Below are 18,698 nucleotides of genomic sequence, written 5' to 3'. Positions count from 1 at the left end.
TGTTGTTTTCGGCGCTTCAGTGCACCACTTCACTGGCAGGCGTCGTAGACCGCGTCATCCAGCTGCCGGCGCTGCACGAAATCCAACCGCCGACGTTTGAGCAGCGCCTGTCCGCGCTGGCGGCGCACACGCTCGCAGGCCGCCGCATCCGTACTGATCGTGATCAATGCGCCCTGCGCCCGGACGGCACGACGCGGGCGACGCGACGGCTTCGATGGCGTGACTGCGGGAACCACCGCCCCACGGGACAATGACTGCTCCGCCGGGACATCCCAGCGCCACGCCGCCCGGCCCTGGCAGGGTGTCTGCTGGTAGACCGGATGCGGTCCATCCACGCATTTGTAGACATTGGTCTGAGCCGGCGCGGCCATCGGCAACAGCAGGCACAACAGCAGGGACCATCGCGTGGCGGGCATCCGGGCATTCCACAGGCGGGCTGCGGACATCCTCGGCGCGCGACTCGGGTCCCGCCAGAGCGATATGCGTCACATCCTCTGCAATCCAGCACAGCGGTGCAAGTCCGTCGCCGGCACCTGCGCTGTACTGCCGAAGGCACCGGCAGCCTGCCGGTGCCTTCCCTCCCTTCCGCCAAGGAACCTGCAATGAGCAACTTCGTCACCGTCGCCGACGGCGCCCGCATCTTCTACAAGGATTGGGGCAACGGCCAGCCGATCGTGTTCGCCCACGGCTGGCCGCTGTCGTCCGATGCCTGGGACCCGCAGATGCTGTTCATGGGCCAGAACGGTTACCGCGTGATCGCCCACGACCGCCGCAGCCACGGCCGTTCCAGCCAGACCTGGGACGGCAACAACATGGACACCTACGCCGACGATCTGGCTGCAGTGATCGAGGCGCTGGACCTGAAGGACGCGATCCTGGTCGGCCATTCCACCGGCGGCGGCGAAGTGGCCCACTACATCGGCCGCCACGGCAGCACGCGCGTGGCCAAGGTGGTGCTGGTCGGCGCCGTGCCGCCGCTGATGCTCAAGACCGCCGGCAACCCGGCCGGCACCCCGCTGGAGGTCTTCGACGGCATCCGCAAGGGCACCGGCGGCGACCGTTCGCAGTTCTTCAAGGACCTGACCACCCCGTTCTTCGGCGCCAACCGCGATGGCAACACGGTCACCCAGGGCATGCGTGATGCGTTCTGGCTGCAGGGCATGCTCGGTGGCGTCAAGGGCCAGTACGACTGCGTGCACGAATTCTCGGAAGTGGATTACACCGAAGACCTGAAGAAGATCGACGTGCCGGCACTGGTCGTGCACGGTGATGACGACCAGATCGTCCCGTTCGATGCCTCGGCCAAGCTCTCCTCGCAGATCATCAAGGATGCCGAACTGAAGGTATACGCCGGTGCCCCGCACGGCCTGACCATCACCCACGCCGAGCAGTTCAACGCCGACCTGTTGGCGTTCGCGCGCAGTTGATGCGCCGCGGCGGCACTGTAACGGTGCCGCCGCCCCTTCGATCGCAAAAAGGGGACGGAGGGGATTAAGTCGTTTGTGCACAAACGACTTAATCCCCTCCGTCCCCTTTTTTGTCAGATGTCGGTGTGGTGATGCGGCACAGCGGCAGGCAGCGGGTCATGCCCACCCACGAAGTGGCGCGCCACAGGGGCACGTTCACCGCGATGCAGCTCCCGCAGCACTTCCTGGATCGCCCTGTCGTCGGCGGTGATGCGTTCGTGCTGGCGCAGGTGCTCCAGCCACGACGGGGTCACGAAATACTCCAGGTGGATGCCCGGGGTGGCCACATCCTCGACCACGCCCCAGACCACGGCGCCATCGCGGCGGCGGATGGTGCCCAGTGCGCGCATCTGCGCCTGGAACGCGGCGCGATCAGCATCGTCAATGCGGTACTCGATGGTCACCAGCACCGGGCCTCGATCATTGGATACCGGTACCGACAGTTCGGGGGCTGGCCAGTGCCCCGCCGGACGCAGGTTCAGGTCTTCGGTGCCGGCGATGCGCACGCGCCACACCAGCAACCCGCCGATGACCGCACCCGCGGCAGCCACCAGCAGGGCCAGCTCCGGCGAGGTGCGCTGAGCCAGTGCGCCCCAGCTCAGGCCGCCGGCGGCCATGCCGGCAGAGAACACCATGATGTACAGCGCCAGCGCACGCGCACGCACCCACGCCGGCACTGCGGTCTGCGCCGCGATCTGCAGCGACGACAGCACGGTGATCCAGGCAAAGCCATTGACCAGCATCACCAGCGGCAGCACGTACCAGCTTCGGGTCAGCGCCAGCCCGACCAGGCTCATGGCCAGCGACAGGGTCGCCAGCAGCACCAGCAGGTCGCGGTCCAGCTGCGCGCGCAGCTTCGGCAACAGCAGCGCACCGCCCACCGCACCGATCCCGATGCAGCCCAGCAGCATGCCGTACTGGCCCGCCCCGCCCTGCATCTGCCCACGCACCACCACCGGCAGCAACGCATTCATCGCTGCGGCGAAGAAGAAGAAGCCGACCGACTTGATCAGCACCGCCTGCAACCGCCCGGCGCGGCTGGCATAGCGCAGGCCCGCTTTCAGGCCCGCACCGAAGCCTTCCGGCGGCAGGCTGGACTGCTTCGGGTCGCGCTTCCAGCCCCACACCACGAACAGCATCGCGGCGAAGGTGATGGCGTTGAAGCCGAAGGCCCAGACCGCACCGAGCTGGGCGACGATCACGCCGCCGATGGCCGGGCCGATCGAGCGCGCGATGTTGATGCCGATCGAGTTCAGCGCCACCGCCGAGGCCAGCATCGGCTGTGGCACCAGTTCGGACACGATAGCGGCCTGCGCCGGCATCGCCATCGCCGCACCGCAGCCCATGCAGAACGTCAGCAGCACCAGCAGCTGCGGGGTCAGCATGTCCATTGCGGTCAGCGCCGCCATCACGGCGGCGACCAGCAGCATCCAACCCTGCGTGGCCAGCAGGTACCTGCGGCGATCAACGATGTCGGCCAGGGTTCCGGCGGCCAGTGCCAGCAGCACGATCGGCACGGTGGTGGCCGACTGCACCAGAGCCACCATCAACGGCGAGCCGGTACGTTCGGCCATCACCCAGGCGGCGGCCACGTCGTTGACCCAGGTGCCGATGTTGCTGGCCAGGATCGCCAGCCAGATCGAGCGGAACATCTGGATCTTCAGTGGGGACCAGGCGCCTGCGGCCTGTGCGGGGGGTTGCGACGCGGTTGCGTTCACCATTGCCATGCTCCAACGATCGAGGCGAACAGCGTGTCCTGGCCGCCGGCCTGCTTCAGTGCAGGCCCGGCATCGACCCAGGCCAGCTGCAGCTGCCATTGCCAGTGTTCGCTGGCCTGCCAGCGGGTTTCGGATTTGTACTGCGTGCCGATGCGGCGCGCGCCGCCGGCGCTGCCCGGCAACGCCACCAGCGGTGCCGGCGTGGTGTAGACCGCATCGGCGCGGCGATGCTTCCAGGCCATCTGTACGCCCAGTTCCGTCGTCACCGCGTCGTGCAGGCGCAGTGTCAGGGTCGGCTGGACGTCCATCAGGTTGGCCGGGGCCAGCAGGCTGGCCTCGCTGAAATAGGCCGACTTCGGGAACAAGGCATTGAAGGTGCCCAGGCGGCCGTCGTGCAGATTGCCATCGCCACTGGCGATGTCGGCCTTCAGCCCCAGACGCGGCTGCAGCTGCAGGTCCGTCCAGCGCCACCCCGTATCGGTGGCCAGCGTCCAGGCGTGGATATCGAGCGTGCCAGCGGTCGTTCGCAGTTCACCGCCCTGCGCCACCAGCTCGCTGTTCCAGTCCAGTGCACCAGCCTGACCGAACCAGCGCGCGCCCAGGGTCTGCCGTCGCTCGGTACCGGAGCCCGCCGCAAAGCGCGCGCCTTCACGACGGTAGTCCAGCAGGTACAGATCCCATTGGCCTGGGCCACGACCACGCGCGGTGGTCGCATACGCGCCCCACAAGTGGGCACCGCGTTCGCCGCGGTCATCGAAGGCGCCGGGTCGGTTCTCCAGCGGTCGCAGCGCCATCAGGTCCAGCGTGCCGAGGCGGCCTTTCCAGCCTGCACGGGCACCATCGAATGCCAGCCGGATGTTCGGCCCATCGCGCACCGACAACAGCCGCGAGCTGCCATAGCCGGCTTCCTGCCGGCCGAGTTGCAGATGGAACCCACCGCGCTGCCAGCGCCAGTACGCCTGCTGCACGTCCAACGCGCCACGGTCGGTACGACCCGGTCCACCTGCCTTGCTAGTCTCGGCATGCACGCCCAGCTGCACCCGTGCCTGCCAGTTGTCCTCGACATACGTGGCCGACGCCAGTGCACGCAGCAGACCGTAGCCGTCTTCACTGCCGCCGATACCGAATCGGGCCGGGTCGTAGTACATCCCCCTGAAGCGCAGCGAGGCGTCCCATTGCAGTTGCCCGCCGCCCATGTCGGTGCAGCGGCCGGTGTCACAGGCCAGCGCCATCCACGGCATGGCCAGCAGCGCCAGGCTCAGAACGCGAAGCACGAGCATCCCATCGCACCCCAGAAGGCGCTCAGGTCGTCGGTGGGCGCCGCATGCTGCGCGGCATGGCCGTGAGCACCATGCGTACTACAGGCCACACCGTGATGGTGGCGATGCGCGGCGGCCAATCCGGTGGCGGCACCGCCAACGTGGTAGCCACCGAAGCGGTTGACCGGCGACCAGTCCGGCATCGCCGGCGGCAGCTGCGGCGCCAGGCCGGCGTAATCGCCGTCGGCGTGCACGATGCGGCCGCCGACCACGGTCAGCAGGCTGGTGATGTCGGCGATCTGCGCGTCATCGACCCGGAAGAAGTCGGCCGAGAGCAGGATGAAATCAGCCAGCTGGCCAGCTTTCAGCGTGCCCTTCACCGCTTCGTCGCCGGAGAACCAGGCGCTGCCCTGGGTCCACAGGCGCAGCGCCTGTTCGCGCTCGAGCAGGTTCTCATCGCCATACAGGGCCAGCCCGCCCACGGTGCGCCCGGTCACCAGCCAGGACAACGCCACCCACGGGTTGTAGCTGGCCACGCGGGTGGCATCGGTACCGGCACCGACCGGCACGCCTTCGGCCAGCATGCGCTTGACCGGCGGCGTGTGCCGCGCCGCCTGCACGCCGTAGCGCTCGACGAAGGCTTCGCCCTGGTAGGCCATGCGGTGCTGCACGGCGATGCCGCCGCCCAGCGCGCGGATGCGTTCGATGTTGCGCGGGGTGATGGTCTCGGCGTGGTCGATGAACCAGTGCAGGCCATCGAACGGCACCTCGCGGTTGACCTGTTCGTACACATCGAGGATGCGGGTGATGCTCTCGTCATAGGTGGCGTGGATGCGGAACGGCCAACGCTTCTCGACCAGCAGTTTCACCACATCGTGCAGTTCCGGTTCCAGCTCAGGCGGCAGTTCCGGGCGCGGCTCGTTGAACAGCTCGAAGTCGGCCGCGGAGAACACCAGCATTTCGCCAGCGCCGTTGTGGCGCAGCAGGTCATCGCCCTGGCGCGGCTGCAGTATCTCGCTCCAGCCGCGGAAGTCGTCCACTTCCTTGCCCTTGTTCTGGGTGAACAGGTTGTAGGCGATGCGCACCGTCAGCTGGTCATCGCGATGCAGCTGCTCGATGACCTGGTAGTCCTCGGGGTAGTTCTGGAAACCACCGCCAGCGTCGATCACCGAGGTGATGCCGAGCCGGTTCAGTTCGCGCATGAAGTGGCGCGTCGAGTTGGCCTGGTACTCGATCGGCAGGCGTGGCCCCTTGGCCAGCGTCGCATACAGGATCAGCGCGTTGGGCTTGGCCAGCAGCAGCCCGGTCGGGTTGCCCAGCGAGTCACGCACGATCTGCCCGCCCGGTGGATCCGGCGTGTCCTTGCTGTAGCCGCAGGCGCGCAGCGCGGCGCGGTTGAGCAGCGCGCGGTCATACAGGTGCAGCAGGAACACCGGCGTATCCGGCGCAATGTCGTTGAGCTCCTGCAGCGTCGGCAGGCGCTTCTCGTTGAACTGTGCGGCGGTGAAGCCACCGACCACGCGCACCCACTGCGGTGCCGGGGTGCGGTCGACCTGGGCCTTCAACATGTCCAGCGCGTCGCCCAGCGAGCGCAAACCGTCCCAGCGCAGCTCCAGGTTGTAGTTCAGGCCACCGCGGATCAGATGGGTATGGCTGTCGTTTAGGCCGGGCAGCAGGCGCCGGCCCTGCGCGTCGATCAGGGTCGCTTCATTGCCCCAGCCGCGCATGATCTCCTCATCGCTGCCGACAGCGACGATGCGGCCCTCCTGCACGGCCAATGCCTGCGCGTGCGGCTGCTGCGGGTCGAGTGTGGTGATGCGGGCATTGCGGATGACCAGCGTGCTCATGCGACGCTCCTTGGAAGTGGAATCGAGTGCGGCAGCGGCGCGACCGGCCAGGCCGAGCGCAACCGCGGCACCGCTGGCCAGCACCACGTTGCGGCGGCCGTGGTCGAGGGGATCGTGACTCATGCGAAAGCTCCCGGAAGTCGTGGACCGTCCAGCGCCCAGGCCCCCGGCCCGGCCAGGGCGATGGCCAGCAGCACCGTGGTCCACATCAGCGGGTACTCACTGCCGCCGCGCATCCAGAACCAGCCCCTGGGCAAGGCCAACAGGACGGTGAAGCCGATGAAGGCAGCGGCGGCAAGCGCGGCGATGCGGGTCTGCCAGCCCAGCAGCACGGCCAGCCCGGACAGCACCTGCAGCAGGGACAACAGCAGCGGCAACGGCGCCACTGCCGGCAGCCCGAAACCGCGCAGCTCGGTGGCGAAGCCGGCCAGCCCCGGTCCGCCGAACCAGCCAAACAGCTTGCCCAGCGCGTGAGGCAGCAGGAAGCCGCCTGCCGCCACCCGCAGCATCAGCAGGGCCAGGTCGAGGCCGTGGCCGGCCAGCATGCTCAGTGCCCGCCTTCCTGCGCGCCGAACATGCGCTTGGCGTACTGGATGCCGATGCCATAGCCGCCGGCGTGGTCGCGGGCGATGCCGGTGGTCAGGTCGTAGGTTTCACCGCGTGCCCAGTCACGCTGCAGTTCAAGCAGGTACTGCACGCTGGTCATCGGCACCGCGCCGGCCTGCACCATGCGGGTGATCGCACGCTCGTGCGCTTCTTCGCTGACATCGCCACAGGCGTCGGTGATCACGTGGACCTCGAAGCCCTGCGCCAGCGCCGACAGCGCCGGACCCACGATGCAGACACTGGTCCACAGGCCGGCAAGAACCAGCCGGCGCTTGCCGATGCGGTTGATCTCATCGATTACCGGCTGGTCTTCCCAGGTATTCATCGAAGTGCGGTCGAACACCGGCTGGCCCGGGAAGATCTGCGGCAGTTCCGGGAACATCGGGCCGGAGAATGACGTCTCGGCCACCGTGGTCAACACGACCGGCACGTTGAACCCCTTGGCCCCCTTGCTGATCAGCGACACGTTGTTGCGCAGCGCGGAGATGTCGATCGTGTGGGTAGCAAATGCCATCTGCGACTGGAAGTCGATCAGCACCAGGGCATGGTCGGTGGGCGACAGCAGGGCCGGGGCGGGCGTGGCGGTGGCAAGGCTCATGGGTGGACTCCGTGGGAAACATGATCAGGGGGAAGCAGCAGGGCCGCATCGCCGGCCCGATACTGGCCGGGGCTGCAGCCGGTCTCGGCGCGGAAGCTGCGGACGAAATGGCTCTGGTCGAAGAAGCCCAGCTGCTGGGCCAGGCACGCCATCGGCAACTGCGCGCTGGGCAGCAGTTGGCAGGCACGCTGGATGCGGCGGCGGCGCACGTAGCGCAGCGGGCTGGCACCGGTGCCGCTACGGAACAGGCGCACCAGGTGGAAGCGGCTGACACAGGCAGCCTGCGCCAGCTCGGTCACCCGCAGCGGCTGCGACAGGTGCTCATCGACATAGCGCAGGGCGCGCTGCAGTGCGGCGGCCTGCTGCGGGGCAAGTGGGATGGCGGACGGATCGGACGGACTGACGGTGGCCATGCGGGGCGCCGCGAGGGGGTGGCCCATGGTGCGTGGCCGGCGCACGATGCCCTACCCCCGTCGGTCGAGGCCGGCACCTACCCGAATGGGGGAGGCCGACGGCCGAGCAGGCGGCGCCCGAACAAGCGCGCATCCACCGAGTAGGCGCCCGGCCCCAGCATCAGCAGCGCCGCAGGCAACGCCACCAGCGGCCACGGTGCCTGCTGCGCGAACATGGTCGCGGCTGCCATCAGGGTCGCCAGCGGCGTCAACACGCCCAGCACGAGCATGGCCGCCGCCAGCCCGCACAGCACCGCCCCCCAACCAGCATGCGTGCCAGGCGCGCACAGCGCGGCGGCCAGGCACAGCCGCAGCCACAGCAGGCCGATGCCCGGACCGCGATCAGGGAACATCACGAACAGGCGCTGCATGGCCGGGCTCCAGGGGTCATGCCGGCGTGATAGCCGACCACGGCGGCCACTGCCTACCCCGTTCGGGTCACCCCGGACTGCCCCGCACCTGCCAGAATGCGCGCCATGCGTGGCCGCCCCTTCCCGTTGCAACGTCACCTGCGGACGCTGCTGACCTGCCTGCTGCTGTTGACCGCCCTGCCCGCCCTTGCCGTGCAGCGCCCGCCGGTGAGCGGCGGGTTGCCCGATTACGAGCACACGGCCTGGCGCGTCGGCCAGGGCGCCCCCGGTGACATCTGGGATATCACCCAGGACCGCGATGGCCTGTTGTGGCTGGCCACCGGCTCAGGGCTGTACCGCTTCGACGGTCGTCGCTTTGAACGCCAGGCCGCTCCCGCGGGCAGCCATTTTCCGTCCACCAACATGGTCACCCTTGCGCGGGGCCGCGACGATGCACTGTGGATCGGCTACTTCCAGGCCGGCATCAGTCAGTTTGCGCGCGGCCAGCTGCACAACTACGGCCGCGACCAGGGCGTGCCGGTGGGTGTGGTGCCACACTTCAGCCAGGACCGTGACGGCCGGCTGTGGGCCGCGATCAATGGTGGACTACGCCAGTTCACTGGCCAACGCTGGCAGCCGCTGCCCGCTGGCATGGGGGTGCCGGAACATCGCGTGCAATGGCTGCTGCACGACAGCCGCGGCACCTTCTGGGTACTGGCCGACCTGAAGATCTGGGTGCGCGCGGCCGGCCAGGCGGCCTTCAAGGACACCGGCATCGCCGTTTCGCAGATGGCGACGCTGGCCGAAAGTCCGCAGGGGGAAGTGTGGCTGGCCGACCGCGTGCGCGGTACGTCGCCGCTGGCCAACGCACGAGGCCTGCTGCCGGACAGCGAGCGCGAGGCACGGCGGTTGCCGGAGCTGGTGGCGGCGCGCCTGCAGTTCACTGCCGATGGCGCGCTGTGGGCAACGATGAGCCCGCATGGCGGTGTCGCCCGGGTCACCTTCGATGGCGACCGCGCCATACGCATGGAGCGCTTCGATTCGCCGCACGGGCTGACCGCCACCTCGGCCGTGCCGATCATCGTCGATCGCGAAGGCAATCTCTGGGTCGGCACCAATCTCGGCCTCAACCGCTTCCGCGCGCGCAGCGTGCACACGCTGGCGGTTGGTCCCAGTGATCCCTACCGCTCGCTGGTGCGGGCCAGCGATGGCCATGTGTATGGCTATGGCGAAGACCTCAAGCCCTACGACCTCGAGCGCACCCTGCTCGATGGCAGCGCCACGCAGCTGCAGGCCGCCGCGCGCCAGGCAGCTGCCCCGATCTGGCAGTTCGACTGGGTCAATCTTGCGCGCACCGTGGCCGGCCGCACCACGCGGATTCCGCTGCCTGCGCCGTTCACCGGGCAACCACTGCATGCCCTGCTGTTCCCCGACGACGAACAGGCCTGGGTCTGCACCGGCGAACGGGGGGTGCTGCACTACCGGCAGGGCCAGTGGCAACGCGAACGCCGCCTGCCCGAACAGGCCTGCTCGTCACTGGCGCTGGATGCCAACGGCCAGCTGCTGCTCGGCTATGCAGACGGCCGGCTGCGCCGCATGGGGGCGACGCAGATCGAAACCTTCGACGCCAGCCACGGCCTGTCGGTCGGGCCGATCACGGCGGTACTCGATCATCAAGACCTCCTGCTGGTAGCCGGCGAGGCCGGATTGGCCGTGCGCCCGGGCAATGGCCGGTTCGTTCAGGTGAGCACCGACATGGCCGGCGTCATGGAAGGCATCACCGGCATGGTGGCCGATGCGAATGGCTACCTCTGGCTCAATGGCAGTCGTGGCCTGGTCCGGCTGGGGAGCGATCAGCTGCGGCGCGCACTGCGCAGCCGGCAGCCGGTGACGCCCCGCCTGTTCGATGCGGTGGATGGCATGCCGGGCATCGCACTGCAGAGCGGACCGATCTCCACCACCGCGCTGGCCAGCGATGGCCTGTTGTGGCTGGCCACCAACCAGGGCCTGGCCTGGCTGGACACCACCCGCTCGCACGTCAACACCATGGCGCCCAGCGTGCGCATCGGCGACGTGCTGTATGGCAGTGAACACCAGCCACTGCGCGATGGCCTGCGCCTTCCGGCCGGCACCAGCCAATTGCAGATCGATTACGTGGCGCTGTCGTTGGCGCGCCCGGAGCGCAACCGCTACCGCTATCGCCTGTCCGGGGTCGACGACGGCTGGCAGGATGCCGGCAGCAGCACGCGCGCGTATTACACCAACCTCGCACCGGGCAATTACCGGTTCGAGGTGGAAGCCGCCAACGAAGACGGCATCTGGAGCACTGCACCCGCCAGCCGCACCTTCCGCATCGCCCCTACCTTCATGCAGACCCTATGGTTCAAGCTGCTGTGCGCCGCCGCGGTGCTTGCGCTGCTGGTCCTGGCGGTGCGCATCCGCAGCGGGCAGCTGGCTGCACTGTTCCGTGCGCGCCTGCAGGAACGCCATGGCGAACGCGAACGCATTGCCCGCGACCTGCACGACACGCTGCTGCAGGGCAGCCAGGGCCTGATCCTGCGGCTGCACGCGATCAGCCAGTCGCCGCAGACCCCGGACAGGGTGCGCGGCCAGCTGGAATCGGCGATGCAGCTGGCCGAACGCAACCTGGCCGAGGGCCGGGAGCGGGTCAACGCACTGCGCGACGGTCCTTTCGCGGGCCGCGACCTCGCTTCGGCGCTGGCCGATGTTCACGCCGAATACGCCGGGCACGGCACCAATCCGCTGCGCCTGACTGTGGAAGGCGCAACACCACCGCTGCAGGCCGATGCCGCCGAGGAGGTGTTCCTGATCGGCCGCGAGGCCATCCGCAATGCACTGCGCCACGCCAATGCCAGCGCCATCGAGGTAGAGCTGTCCTACGGCGCGCGGTGCTTCCTGCTGCACGTGCGCGACGACGGCGTCGGCATCGCCGACGAAAATGCCGGGCATGGCCATTGGGGCCTGCAGGGCATGCGTGAGCGCGCGCAGCGCCTCGGCGCGGAGCTGCAGCTGTGGACCCGCCCCGGGCTGGGCACTGAAGTCGCGCTGGCGGTTCCCGCCCGTCGCCTGTATCACCGCCGCCCATCGCGTTGGCGCTGGCCCTGGAGTAGAAGCCACCATGACTGAGTCCCCTGCCCCGATCGGCGTGCTGGTGGTCGACGACCACCCGCTGCTGCGTGACGGCCTGGCCGCGCTGCTGGGCGCCCATTCCGACCTGCGCCTGCTCGGCGAGGCCGCCGATGGCGAGGAAGCCATCGAGCGCTATCAGCAGCTGCAGCCGGACGTGGTGCTGATGGACCTGCAGATGCCACGCCTGGATGGTGTGGAAGCCATCGTGCGGATCCGCGCGATGGACCCGCGTGCGCGCATCATCGTGCTGACCACCTATCGCGGTGACGTGCGTGCGGTACGGGCGCTGCAGGCCGGCGCCAGTGCGTACCTGTTGAAGGACATGCTGCGCCACGAGCTGGTCGATACGATCCGCATGGTCGCTAGCGGCCGGCGCGCACCGATACCACCGGCAGTCGCTGCGAGCATTGCCGCACATGTGGTGGAGGACCGCTTGTCGCCGCGCGAGACCGAGGTGCTGCGGCATGTGGCCGGTGGCCTGTCGAACAAGCGCATCGGCGAGCGCATGCAGATTTCCGAGCAGACGGTGAAGGCGCACATGAAGAGCCTGATGGACAAGCTCGGGGTGGGTGATCGCACGCACGCGGTGACCCAGGCGCTGCGGCGCGGCATCATCAGCCTGGACGACAGCGGTCACGATTAGGGGTTGTTCGGCAGGGCTTGCAGCCCTGCACCCGCTACGCGCTGGAGCAACAGCAACAGCAACAGCATGGATTCCGTGGGATGGCGGGGCGGTGTCGGACTGCGGGGACGCTGCAAGTACGTCCCTGCAAGCTTGGCAGCCGCATCCATGCGGCTGACACCCCGCACTCCGACACCGCCCCACCTCTGACGGATTCCGATGGCGTTTGGTAGGTGTCGACCTTGGTCGACACTTCTGTCAGATATCGAAATCAATCAGGGGTCAGATCCGTTTTCCTTCGGAAAACGGATCTGACCCCAAGAGCCGTTCCAACAGACCGCAGGAACCTGTCGAAGGCTACTGAAAATCCGCTGTTTGCGCTGTTGCCGGCCAGCGGCCGGCACTACCGCAGGTGCAGGGCTGCAAGCCCTGCCGAACACCCCCCTACTTCAAACGCAGCAGCAGACTGCCGCCCGCGCACATCACCGCCAGCCAGGCCACGCCGTGCCACCCCCACTGCGCCAGCGCCAGGCTGCCCAGCGCACCGCCAGCGGCCATGCCGATGAACATGCCGGTGAACAGCAGCGCGTTGAGCCGGCTGCGTGCCGGCGGCACCAGGCCATAGACCAGCGTCTGGTGCGCCACCAGCGCCGACTGGAAACCGAAGTCGAACAGCAGCGCACTCACCACCAGCAGCGGCAGCAGCGCGGCGGCCGGCAGCCAGGCTTCGGCCAGCAGCAGGCCGAAGCCCAGCAGCGCCACCGCGATCGCCAACCGCGCCACGGCATGGCAACCCAGGCGATCAGCGAAACGTCCTGCGAACGGTGCGGCCAGCGCACCGGCCGCACCCGCAATACCGAACGCACCCGCCGCCGCACTGCCCAGGCCCAGGCGGGCATGCAGCATCAGCGCCAACGTCGACCAGAATGCGCTGAAGCCGACCGCCAGCAACGACTGGCTCGCCACCGCGCGGCGCAGCTGCGGCTGCTCGCGCCACAACGCCAGCAACGAGCCCAGCAACGCCAAATAGCGCAGCGTGCTGGTCGGTGCGAAACGCGGCAGTGCACGCGCCATCACTGCGCCCATCGCCGCCACCGATACCGCGGCCAGCACGAACTGCGTGCGCCAACCCCATGCCTCGGCCACCACGCCACTGACCACGCGCGACAGCAGGATGCCGAGCAGCAGGCCGGTCATTACCCGGCCGACGATCTGGCCACGCTGTGCATCCGGCGCCAGCACCGCAGCGGCCGGCACGATGTCCTGCGCCAGCGTGGCCATCAGCCCGACCAGCAGGCTGGCCATCAGCAGGCCCGGCAGGTGCCCGGCCATCGCTGCGGCGCCCAGTGCCAACGCCAGCAGCGCGGACTTCAACAGGATCAGGTGGCGGCGGTCGAAGCGGTCGCCCAACGGTGCCAGCAGCAGGATGCCCAGCGCGTAGCCGAGCTGGGTCAGGGTCGGCACCAGCCCGGCGGCGCGCTCACCTGCGCCAAGGTCCTGCGCGATCAGGCCCAGCATCGGCTGGCTGTAGTACAGCGAGGCGACCGAAAAGCCGGCGCCGGCCGCCATCGCCAGCACCAGCGGGGTGGAAGGCGCGTTCGCGGGTGCGACGACGGACAGCGAAGGGGTAGACATGGGGGAGTCCGGTGGAGGAAGTGGGCGTATCCTGCCTGTATTCGCCATGCGTCTGTAGTAGGCTCCCGCACATAAACTTCATACGTGCCACGCATGAATGACCTCGCCACCGGCGCCGATCGCCTGGATCTGCTGCGCACCTTCCTGCGCATCGTCGATGCCGGCAGCCTGTCTGCCGCCGCCGTGCAGCTGGGCACCACCCAGCCGACGGTCAGCCGGCGCCTGCAGGCACTGGAGCGTCAGCTCGGCCTGCGCCTGCTGCAGCGCTCCACCCATGGCCTGCAGCTGACCGAGGATGGCCTGCGCTGCCAGCGTCATGCGCAACGCGTGGTCGACGAATGGGAGTCGCTGCAGGCCGAACTGCACGGCGAACCGGAAACGCTGCGCGGACGCCTGCGGGTAATGGTGCCGCATGCCTTCGGCCAGGCGCAGCTGCTGCCGACCATGCTCGCGTTCCTCGCCCAGCACCCACAGCTGAGCCTGGAGTGGATCCTGGAAGATCGCCGCCCGGATTTCATCGCCGAAGGCATCGACTGCGCGGTGCGGGTGGGCCCCGTCGACGAACCGCGCATGGTCGCACTGCCGCTCGCCGAAGTGCCGCGCATCGTCGTGGCAGCGCCCTCGCTGGTGCAGGCCACCGCGATCAGCACACCAGAACAGGCGCAGGCACTGCCGTGGATTTCATTGGTCACCTACTACCGCGAACGCCTGCTGCTGCATGACGCGCAGGGGCGTGCGCATACCCTTTCGATCAGCCCGCGCCTGCTCAGCGACAACCTGTTCGTGGTGCAACAGGCCGCATGTGCTGGGCTGGGTGCAGCGGTGGTCTCGGCCTGGCTGGTGGCCGAAGACCTCGCACAAGGGCGGCTGGTGCAGCTGCTGCCGGACTGGCAGGCGCCGGCGCTGCCGGTACACGTGGTATTTCCCGCCGCGCGCCAGCAGCCGCCACGGCTGCGCGTCTTCATCGATGCGATGAAGGCCGCACTGCCGCAGCTGCACGGAATGCGGCCGGCACCGCGTTAGGTCACTGGCCGCATCGAAGCCACAGGGTCGGATCCCTTCCCACGGGGAAGGGCTCTGACCCTGTCGATCACTGCGCCTTCGCCGCCTCGGCATTCCACGCCGCGACCTTGGCCCTGGTGTCGGCCAGCATCTTGTCCAGCGCGGCGCGGTCATACACGTTGCCACGCAGGATCACGCTGTCGATCTTTTCGGTGGCGGCAATGTCCTGCAGCGGGTTGGCGGTCAGCAGCACCAGATCGGCGGCCTTGCCTTGAGCAACACCCCCGTAACGATTCATCTGGCCGAACCAGGCCGGGCCGGAACGGGTCGCCGCCGACAGCGCCTGCGGCGCGCTCAAGCCTTCCTTCACGAACAGCTGCAGCTCCTGGTGCAGGGCGATGCCCGGGAAGTTGAACGAGTTGAGGAAGCCCGCATCGGTGCCGGCGATGATCGTCACGCCGGCTTCCTGCAGCATCGGCAGCACGGCGGCCACCTGGTGGTACTGCGCATGGCGCGCTTCGATCTGCGCTGGCGTTGCCTTGGCGGCACGTTCAACGCGCCACTGGTAGGTCGCGCGCAGGCCCGGGCCGATGTAAGCCAGGTACGGATCGTTCGCGTGGTCATCCTGGTCAAGGAAATCGAGGATGCGGCCACCGTTGAGGGTCGGGGTCACGAACACGCCGCGCCTGGCGAAATCGCGGTAGGCATGCATCGCCGTGTCACGGTCGAAGCTGGCGTCGAGGCGGCGGTTGGCTTCGGCGCGGTCGATGCGGCCTGCGCCGAAGTCGGCGGCGATCTGCGCCTCGTCCTTGCTCCCGGCCTTGAATGCGTAGTCCAGATGCTCGATCGAGGCCAGCCCGGCATCGATTGCCTGCTCCACGGTCAGCGCCATCGGGATGTGCCCCGACGCCTTGAATCCGGCATTGCGCGCGGCACTGGCCGAGTACAGGAACAGTTCCGGCTTCAGCGTGCTGTCGGTGATCTTCACGAAATCGACCTTGTCGTGCTGCAGGCGGGTGATCGCCTTGTCGACGTCGGCCTTGCTGCCCACTTCGATCGTGCCCTTCCAGACCGGCTTGAGGCCTTCGATCTTCGCGCCCGAGCTGAGCAGCCTCGGACCGAACAGCGTGCCCTTGGCAATTTCCCCGCGCCACTGCAGCACCTGCTCGGGCAGGTCGCCGGAACAGTCACGCACCGTGGTGATGCCGTGCGCGATGTACAGCGGCAGCAGCGCCTTGTTCTCTTCGATCAGCGCCGGGCCACCACCAAAGTGCGCATGCATGTCCCACAGGCCCGGGATCAGGTACTTGCCCTTGGCATCTATCTGGCGGGCCGCGCTCCACTGGCTGCGCAGCTGCGCATCCGGACCGACCGCGACGATGTCCTCGCCACGGATCACCACGCTCTGCCCGGCCCGGGTACTGGCGTGCTCGACATCGACCACGGTGGCATTGCGGATCAGCAGGTCGGCGCGCTCGGCGGCAAACGCCGACAGCGGTGCCACCGCAAGGAGGATGGCAAGGGACAACGGACGGGAACGGAACATGGACAGCATCCTGATGGGCACGCCCAGCGTGCGGGTGGAAGGGGTTTGCATTCAGCGCACCGCGCCGTGCTGGCGCAGCAGGGTCTCAATTCCGGTATAGCCGCGCTGGCGCGCATGCGCCAGCGGCGTCACGCCGTCGCCGTCGGCCAGCTCCGGGTCGGCACCGGCCTCCAGCAGCAACTGCACGATCTGCAGGTGGCGCGCACCGCCATCGCCGAGCAGGATTGCTTCCAGCAGCGCGGTCCAGTGCAGGCGGTTCACATGATCGACCGCCACGCCCGCGCGCAGCAGCGTACGTACGGTGGCGACGTGGCCACGCTCGGCGGCCGGAATCAGCGCGGTGCCGCCATAGCGGTTGGTGCTGCGCAGATCGGCGCCATGCGCCAGCGTCATCGCCAGGATCTCATCCAGGCCCCGCGCGCCGGCGTACAGGTAGGCGCTGTCCTGCATGGCGTCCTTGGCATTGACGTCGGCACCGGCTTCGATCAGCTCGCGCGCGGCATCCACGTTGTTGCCTTGCGTGGCCAGCAGCAACGCCGTGCGACCCTGGCCATCGCGCGCCTCCAGCGTGGCGCCATCCTCGATCGCCTGCCGCACCGCATCGGCGTCGCCGCGGCTGGCAGCATCCCGCAGGCGCGCGTCTGCGTCGGCCCGGGACGTGGCGGTGCAGGCGGGGGTGACCATGGCCAGCAGGCACAACAGCAGCACGCGCGTGAACGGCGCAGGCCAGCCAGCGGAATGATGGACGCGCATGACAGTGTCTCCTCATGTCCGTCGCCACGGAACGCCGTGCGACGGTAGCAACAGCCGGGCATTGCCGGCCCCTGCCCTGCATGGTAGAAGTCGGCCTGGGTATCCAGAAGTGAAATGTTCAAATGCAAGACAGTGCCAAATCGAATAGAACCCTGTTCGAACTGGACCTGCTGCGGGCGCTGGTGATGGTGGCCGACTGCGGCAGTTTCACCACGGCCGCCACCCGCCTGCATTCGACCCAGTCCACGGTCAGCCAGAAGGTGCGCCGCCTGGAAGAGCTGGCGGGGCATCGCCTGCTCGAGCGCGGCCACCGCGACGTGCACCCCACCGACGCCGGCCACACCCTGCTCGGCTATGCGCGGCGCATGCTCGACCTGAACGAGGAAATGGCGCAGGCGCTGGCCGGCGCCACCGTGGAAACCGCGGTGCGCATCGGTGTCCCCGAGGACTTCGTCAACGCGCAGACCACACGCATGCTGGCCGCTTTCAGCCGCCGTCACCCGCAGGTGAAGCTGGAAATCAGCAGCGGCCTCAGCCGCGACCTGGCGCACGGCTTCGACCACGGTGAACTGGATCTTGTGCTGGTCAAGCAGCGGCGCAACAGCCGTCAGGCGGTGCACTGCCGCCGCGAGCCGATGCACTGGATCGACAGCCTGCGCAGCAGCTGCCTGCAGCAGGACCCGCTGCCGCTGGTCACCTTCCCGCCGCGCGGGCTGTACCGCGACGAGATGATCCACGCCGTGGAAGCGCTGGGCCTGCGCTGGCGCATCGCCTTCACCAGCTCGTCGCTGAGTGGCATCCAGGGCGCCGTGGCCGATGGCATCGGCATCAGCCTGCTGCCCCGCCGCGCGGTCGCCCGCGATCATCGCATCATCGATGGTGAGCGCGACCTGCCGGTGATCGACAACTACGAACTCGGCCTGCTGCATCGTGCGGACGCCGACGATGCGGTGCGCGCGCTGGCCAGCGAGCTGTGGCGGCAGGTGCAGCGCGAACCGGATTGACCACTGCAACTGCGGTAGCGTGGGCCGCTGGCCGGCAGCCGCGACGGCAACATCGTCCCGCGTGGGGTCAGATCCGTTTTCCGAAACGGATCTGACCCCGAAGCGAAATCCGCGCATTGACCATCGAAAGCTGATCACGCCTGTCGCGCGGAAGTCACGGCTCTGCCGCTAGAGTGCCCCCTGTTTCCGTGCTCCACGGCATCGTGTCATGTCCGACGAAATCCCCGCCCGCTTCGACCCCCTGCCCGCCGCCCTGCAGACGCACCTGCAGCACCAGCGCTCGCTGATCGCCGCGCGCGTCGCCGCCGGCTTCCCGACGCTGCCGGTGCAATGGCCGCTGGCGGCCAGCACGCTGCAGCGCGTGATCGATGCCGAGCTGATCGAGCGTGACGACTGCGATGGCTGGGAAGCGCTGGGCGTGGCGTTCGGCGATACCCTGGCCCAACGCGTGCCGGGGCTGGCCTGGATGCAGGTCACCGACGCCTGGGGCATCGATGCAGTGCTGCGCTATGCCGACAGCAGCCTGCAGATCGGCGCCAGCACACTGCTGCTCAAGCGCGTCGAACAGGGCGAAGTCATCGACATCGCCCACCTGCTTGCGTGGCTGGAAGCGTTCGTCGCTACCCGCGCCGACGATTACGCCTGACGACACATCGAGGTGGATCCACGCCATGCGTGGATGAATGAGAC

At 68.4% G+C, this 18,698-nt stretch carries 17 protein-coding genes; 6 read left to right on the top strand and 11 right to left on the bottom strand.

The window, feature by feature from the left end:
- Nucleotides 1-29: 29 nt before the first annotated feature.
- Nucleotides 30-416, bottom strand: a complete 387-nt coding sequence (locus tag AC5QAB_RS05865; protein WP_014647466.1) for a hypothetical protein — start codon at nucleotides 414-416, stop codon at nucleotides 30-32.
- A 186-nt stretch (nucleotides 417-602) separates the two neighbouring features.
- Here AC5QAB_RS05865 and AC5QAB_RS05860 point away from each other — a divergent pair, with 186 nt between their 5' ends.
- On the top strand, nucleotides 603-1,427 hold the full coding sequence (locus tag AC5QAB_RS05860) for an alpha/beta fold hydrolase (protein WP_495233215.1): 825 nt from the start codon (nucleotides 603-605) through the stop codon (nucleotides 1,425-1,427).
- Between the two features lie 113 nt (nucleotides 1,428-1,540).
- Here AC5QAB_RS05860 and AC5QAB_RS05855 read toward each other — a convergent pair whose 3' ends face one another.
- From AC5QAB_RS05855 to AC5QAB_RS05825, 7 genes are all read right to left on the bottom strand, one after another.
- Nucleotides 1,541-3,187 (bottom strand): MFS transporter, encoded by a 1,647-nt coding sequence (locus AC5QAB_RS05855; protein ID WP_495233214.1) that lies wholly within the window; start codon nucleotides 3,185-3,187, stop codon nucleotides 1,541-1,543.
- On the bottom strand, nucleotides 3,181-4,464 hold the full coding sequence (locus tag AC5QAB_RS05850; protein WP_495233213.1) for an alginate export family protein: 1,284 nt from the start codon (nucleotides 4,462-4,464) through the stop codon (nucleotides 3,181-3,183). Before AC5QAB_RS05850 ends, AC5QAB_RS05855 begins: the two co-directional genes overlap by 7 nt.
- Complete coding sequence (locus tag AC5QAB_RS05845) at nucleotides 4,443-6,290, bottom strand: amidohydrolase (RefSeq protein WP_495233328.1); 1,848 nt, start codon at nucleotides 6,288-6,290, stop codon at nucleotides 4,443-4,445. Before AC5QAB_RS05845 ends, AC5QAB_RS05850 begins: the two co-directional genes overlap by 22 nt.
- 119 nt (nucleotides 6,291-6,409) lie before the next feature.
- Entirely contained in the window at nucleotides 6,410-6,835 is a 426-nt protein-coding gene (locus AC5QAB_RS05840) for a DoxX family protein (protein WP_032958865.1), read from the bottom strand.
- 2 nt (nucleotides 6,836-6,837) lie between these two features.
- On the bottom strand, nucleotides 6,838-7,494 hold the full coding sequence (locus AC5QAB_RS05835) for a hydrolase (protein WP_014647472.1): 657 nt from the start codon (nucleotides 7,492-7,494) through the stop codon (nucleotides 6,838-6,840).
- On the bottom strand, nucleotides 7,491-7,907 hold the full coding sequence (locus AC5QAB_RS05830) for a helix-turn-helix domain-containing protein (RefSeq protein ID WP_262217532.1): 417 nt from the start codon (nucleotides 7,905-7,907) through the stop codon (nucleotides 7,491-7,493). The genes AC5QAB_RS05835 and AC5QAB_RS05830 overlap by 4 nt, the downstream gene beginning before the upstream one ends.
- Before the next feature lie 77 nt (nucleotides 7,908-7,984).
- The gene (locus AC5QAB_RS05825) at nucleotides 7,985-8,317 is read right to left on the bottom strand and encodes a hypothetical protein (protein ID WP_046431144.1); all 333 of its coding nucleotides are present in this window, start codon (nucleotides 8,315-8,317) and stop codon (nucleotides 7,985-7,987) included.
- Nucleotides 8,318-8,413: 96 nt separating this feature from the next.
- Here AC5QAB_RS05825 and AC5QAB_RS05820 point away from each other — a divergent pair, with 96 nt between their 5' ends.
- Both AC5QAB_RS05820 and AC5QAB_RS05815 read left to right on the top strand, forming a co-directional pair.
- Complete coding sequence (locus AC5QAB_RS05820; RefSeq protein ID WP_495233212.1) at nucleotides 8,414-11,443, top strand: sensor histidine kinase; 3,030 nt, start codon at nucleotides 8,414-8,416, stop codon at nucleotides 11,441-11,443.
- Nucleotides 11,436-12,089 carry a response regulator gene (locus AC5QAB_RS05815; protein WP_495233211.1) on the top strand — a complete coding sequence of 218 codons (654 nt, stop codon included), beginning with the start codon at nucleotides 11,436-11,438 and terminating at the stop codon, nucleotides 12,087-12,089. Before AC5QAB_RS05820 ends, AC5QAB_RS05815 begins: the two co-directional genes overlap by 8 nt.
- A 423-nt stretch (nucleotides 12,090-12,512) precedes the next feature.
- Here the strand turns inward: AC5QAB_RS05815 and AC5QAB_RS05810 are convergent, their stop codons facing one another.
- The gene (locus tag AC5QAB_RS05810) at nucleotides 12,513-13,703 is read right to left on the bottom strand and encodes an MFS transporter (protein ID WP_495233210.1); all 1,191 of its coding nucleotides are present in this window, start codon (nucleotides 13,701-13,703) and stop codon (nucleotides 12,513-12,515) included.
- 93 nt (nucleotides 13,704-13,796) lie between these two features.
- Here AC5QAB_RS05810 and AC5QAB_RS05805 point away from each other — a divergent pair, with 93 nt between their 5' ends.
- Nucleotides 13,797-14,726: a LysR family transcriptional regulator gene (locus tag AC5QAB_RS05805; RefSeq protein WP_241884032.1), complete on the top strand. Its 930-nt coding sequence runs from the start codon at nucleotides 13,797-13,799 to the stop codon at nucleotides 14,724-14,726.
- A 67-nt stretch (nucleotides 14,727-14,793) separates the two neighbouring features.
- On the opposite strand, the gene AC5QAB_RS05800 is transcribed toward AC5QAB_RS05805, so the two are convergent.
- Both AC5QAB_RS05800 and AC5QAB_RS05795 read right to left on the bottom strand, forming a co-directional pair.
- Nucleotides 14,794-16,251, bottom strand: a complete 1,458-nt coding sequence (locus tag AC5QAB_RS05800; protein WP_241884033.1) for an amidohydrolase family protein — start codon at nucleotides 16,249-16,251, stop codon at nucleotides 14,794-14,796.
- 51 nt (nucleotides 16,252-16,302) lie between these two features.
- Entirely contained in the window at nucleotides 16,303-17,004 is a 702-nt protein-coding gene (locus tag AC5QAB_RS05795) for an ankyrin repeat domain-containing protein (protein ID WP_099476071.1), read from the bottom strand.
- Between the two features lie 122 nt (nucleotides 17,005-17,126).
- On the opposite strand from AC5QAB_RS05795, the gene AC5QAB_RS05790 reads away from it, so the two are divergent.
- Together AC5QAB_RS05790 and AC5QAB_RS05785 are read left to right on the top strand one after the other, a co-directional pair.
- Nucleotides 17,127-18,008, top strand: a complete 882-nt coding sequence (locus AC5QAB_RS05790; protein ID WP_495233209.1) for a LysR substrate-binding domain-containing protein — start codon at nucleotides 17,127-17,129, stop codon at nucleotides 18,006-18,008.
- Nucleotides 18,009-18,216: 208 nt separating this feature from the next.
- On the top strand, nucleotides 18,217-18,654 hold the full coding sequence (locus AC5QAB_RS05785) for a DUF3806 domain-containing protein (protein WP_046431156.1): 438 nt from the start codon (nucleotides 18,217-18,219) through the stop codon (nucleotides 18,652-18,654).
- The last annotated feature ends 44 nt before the right edge of the window (nucleotides 18,655-18,698 follow it).

Source organism: Stenotrophomonas sp. YJH_SMC_127 (assembly GCF_059372445.1).
This window is presented reverse-complemented; position numbering and strand designations above follow the sequence as displayed.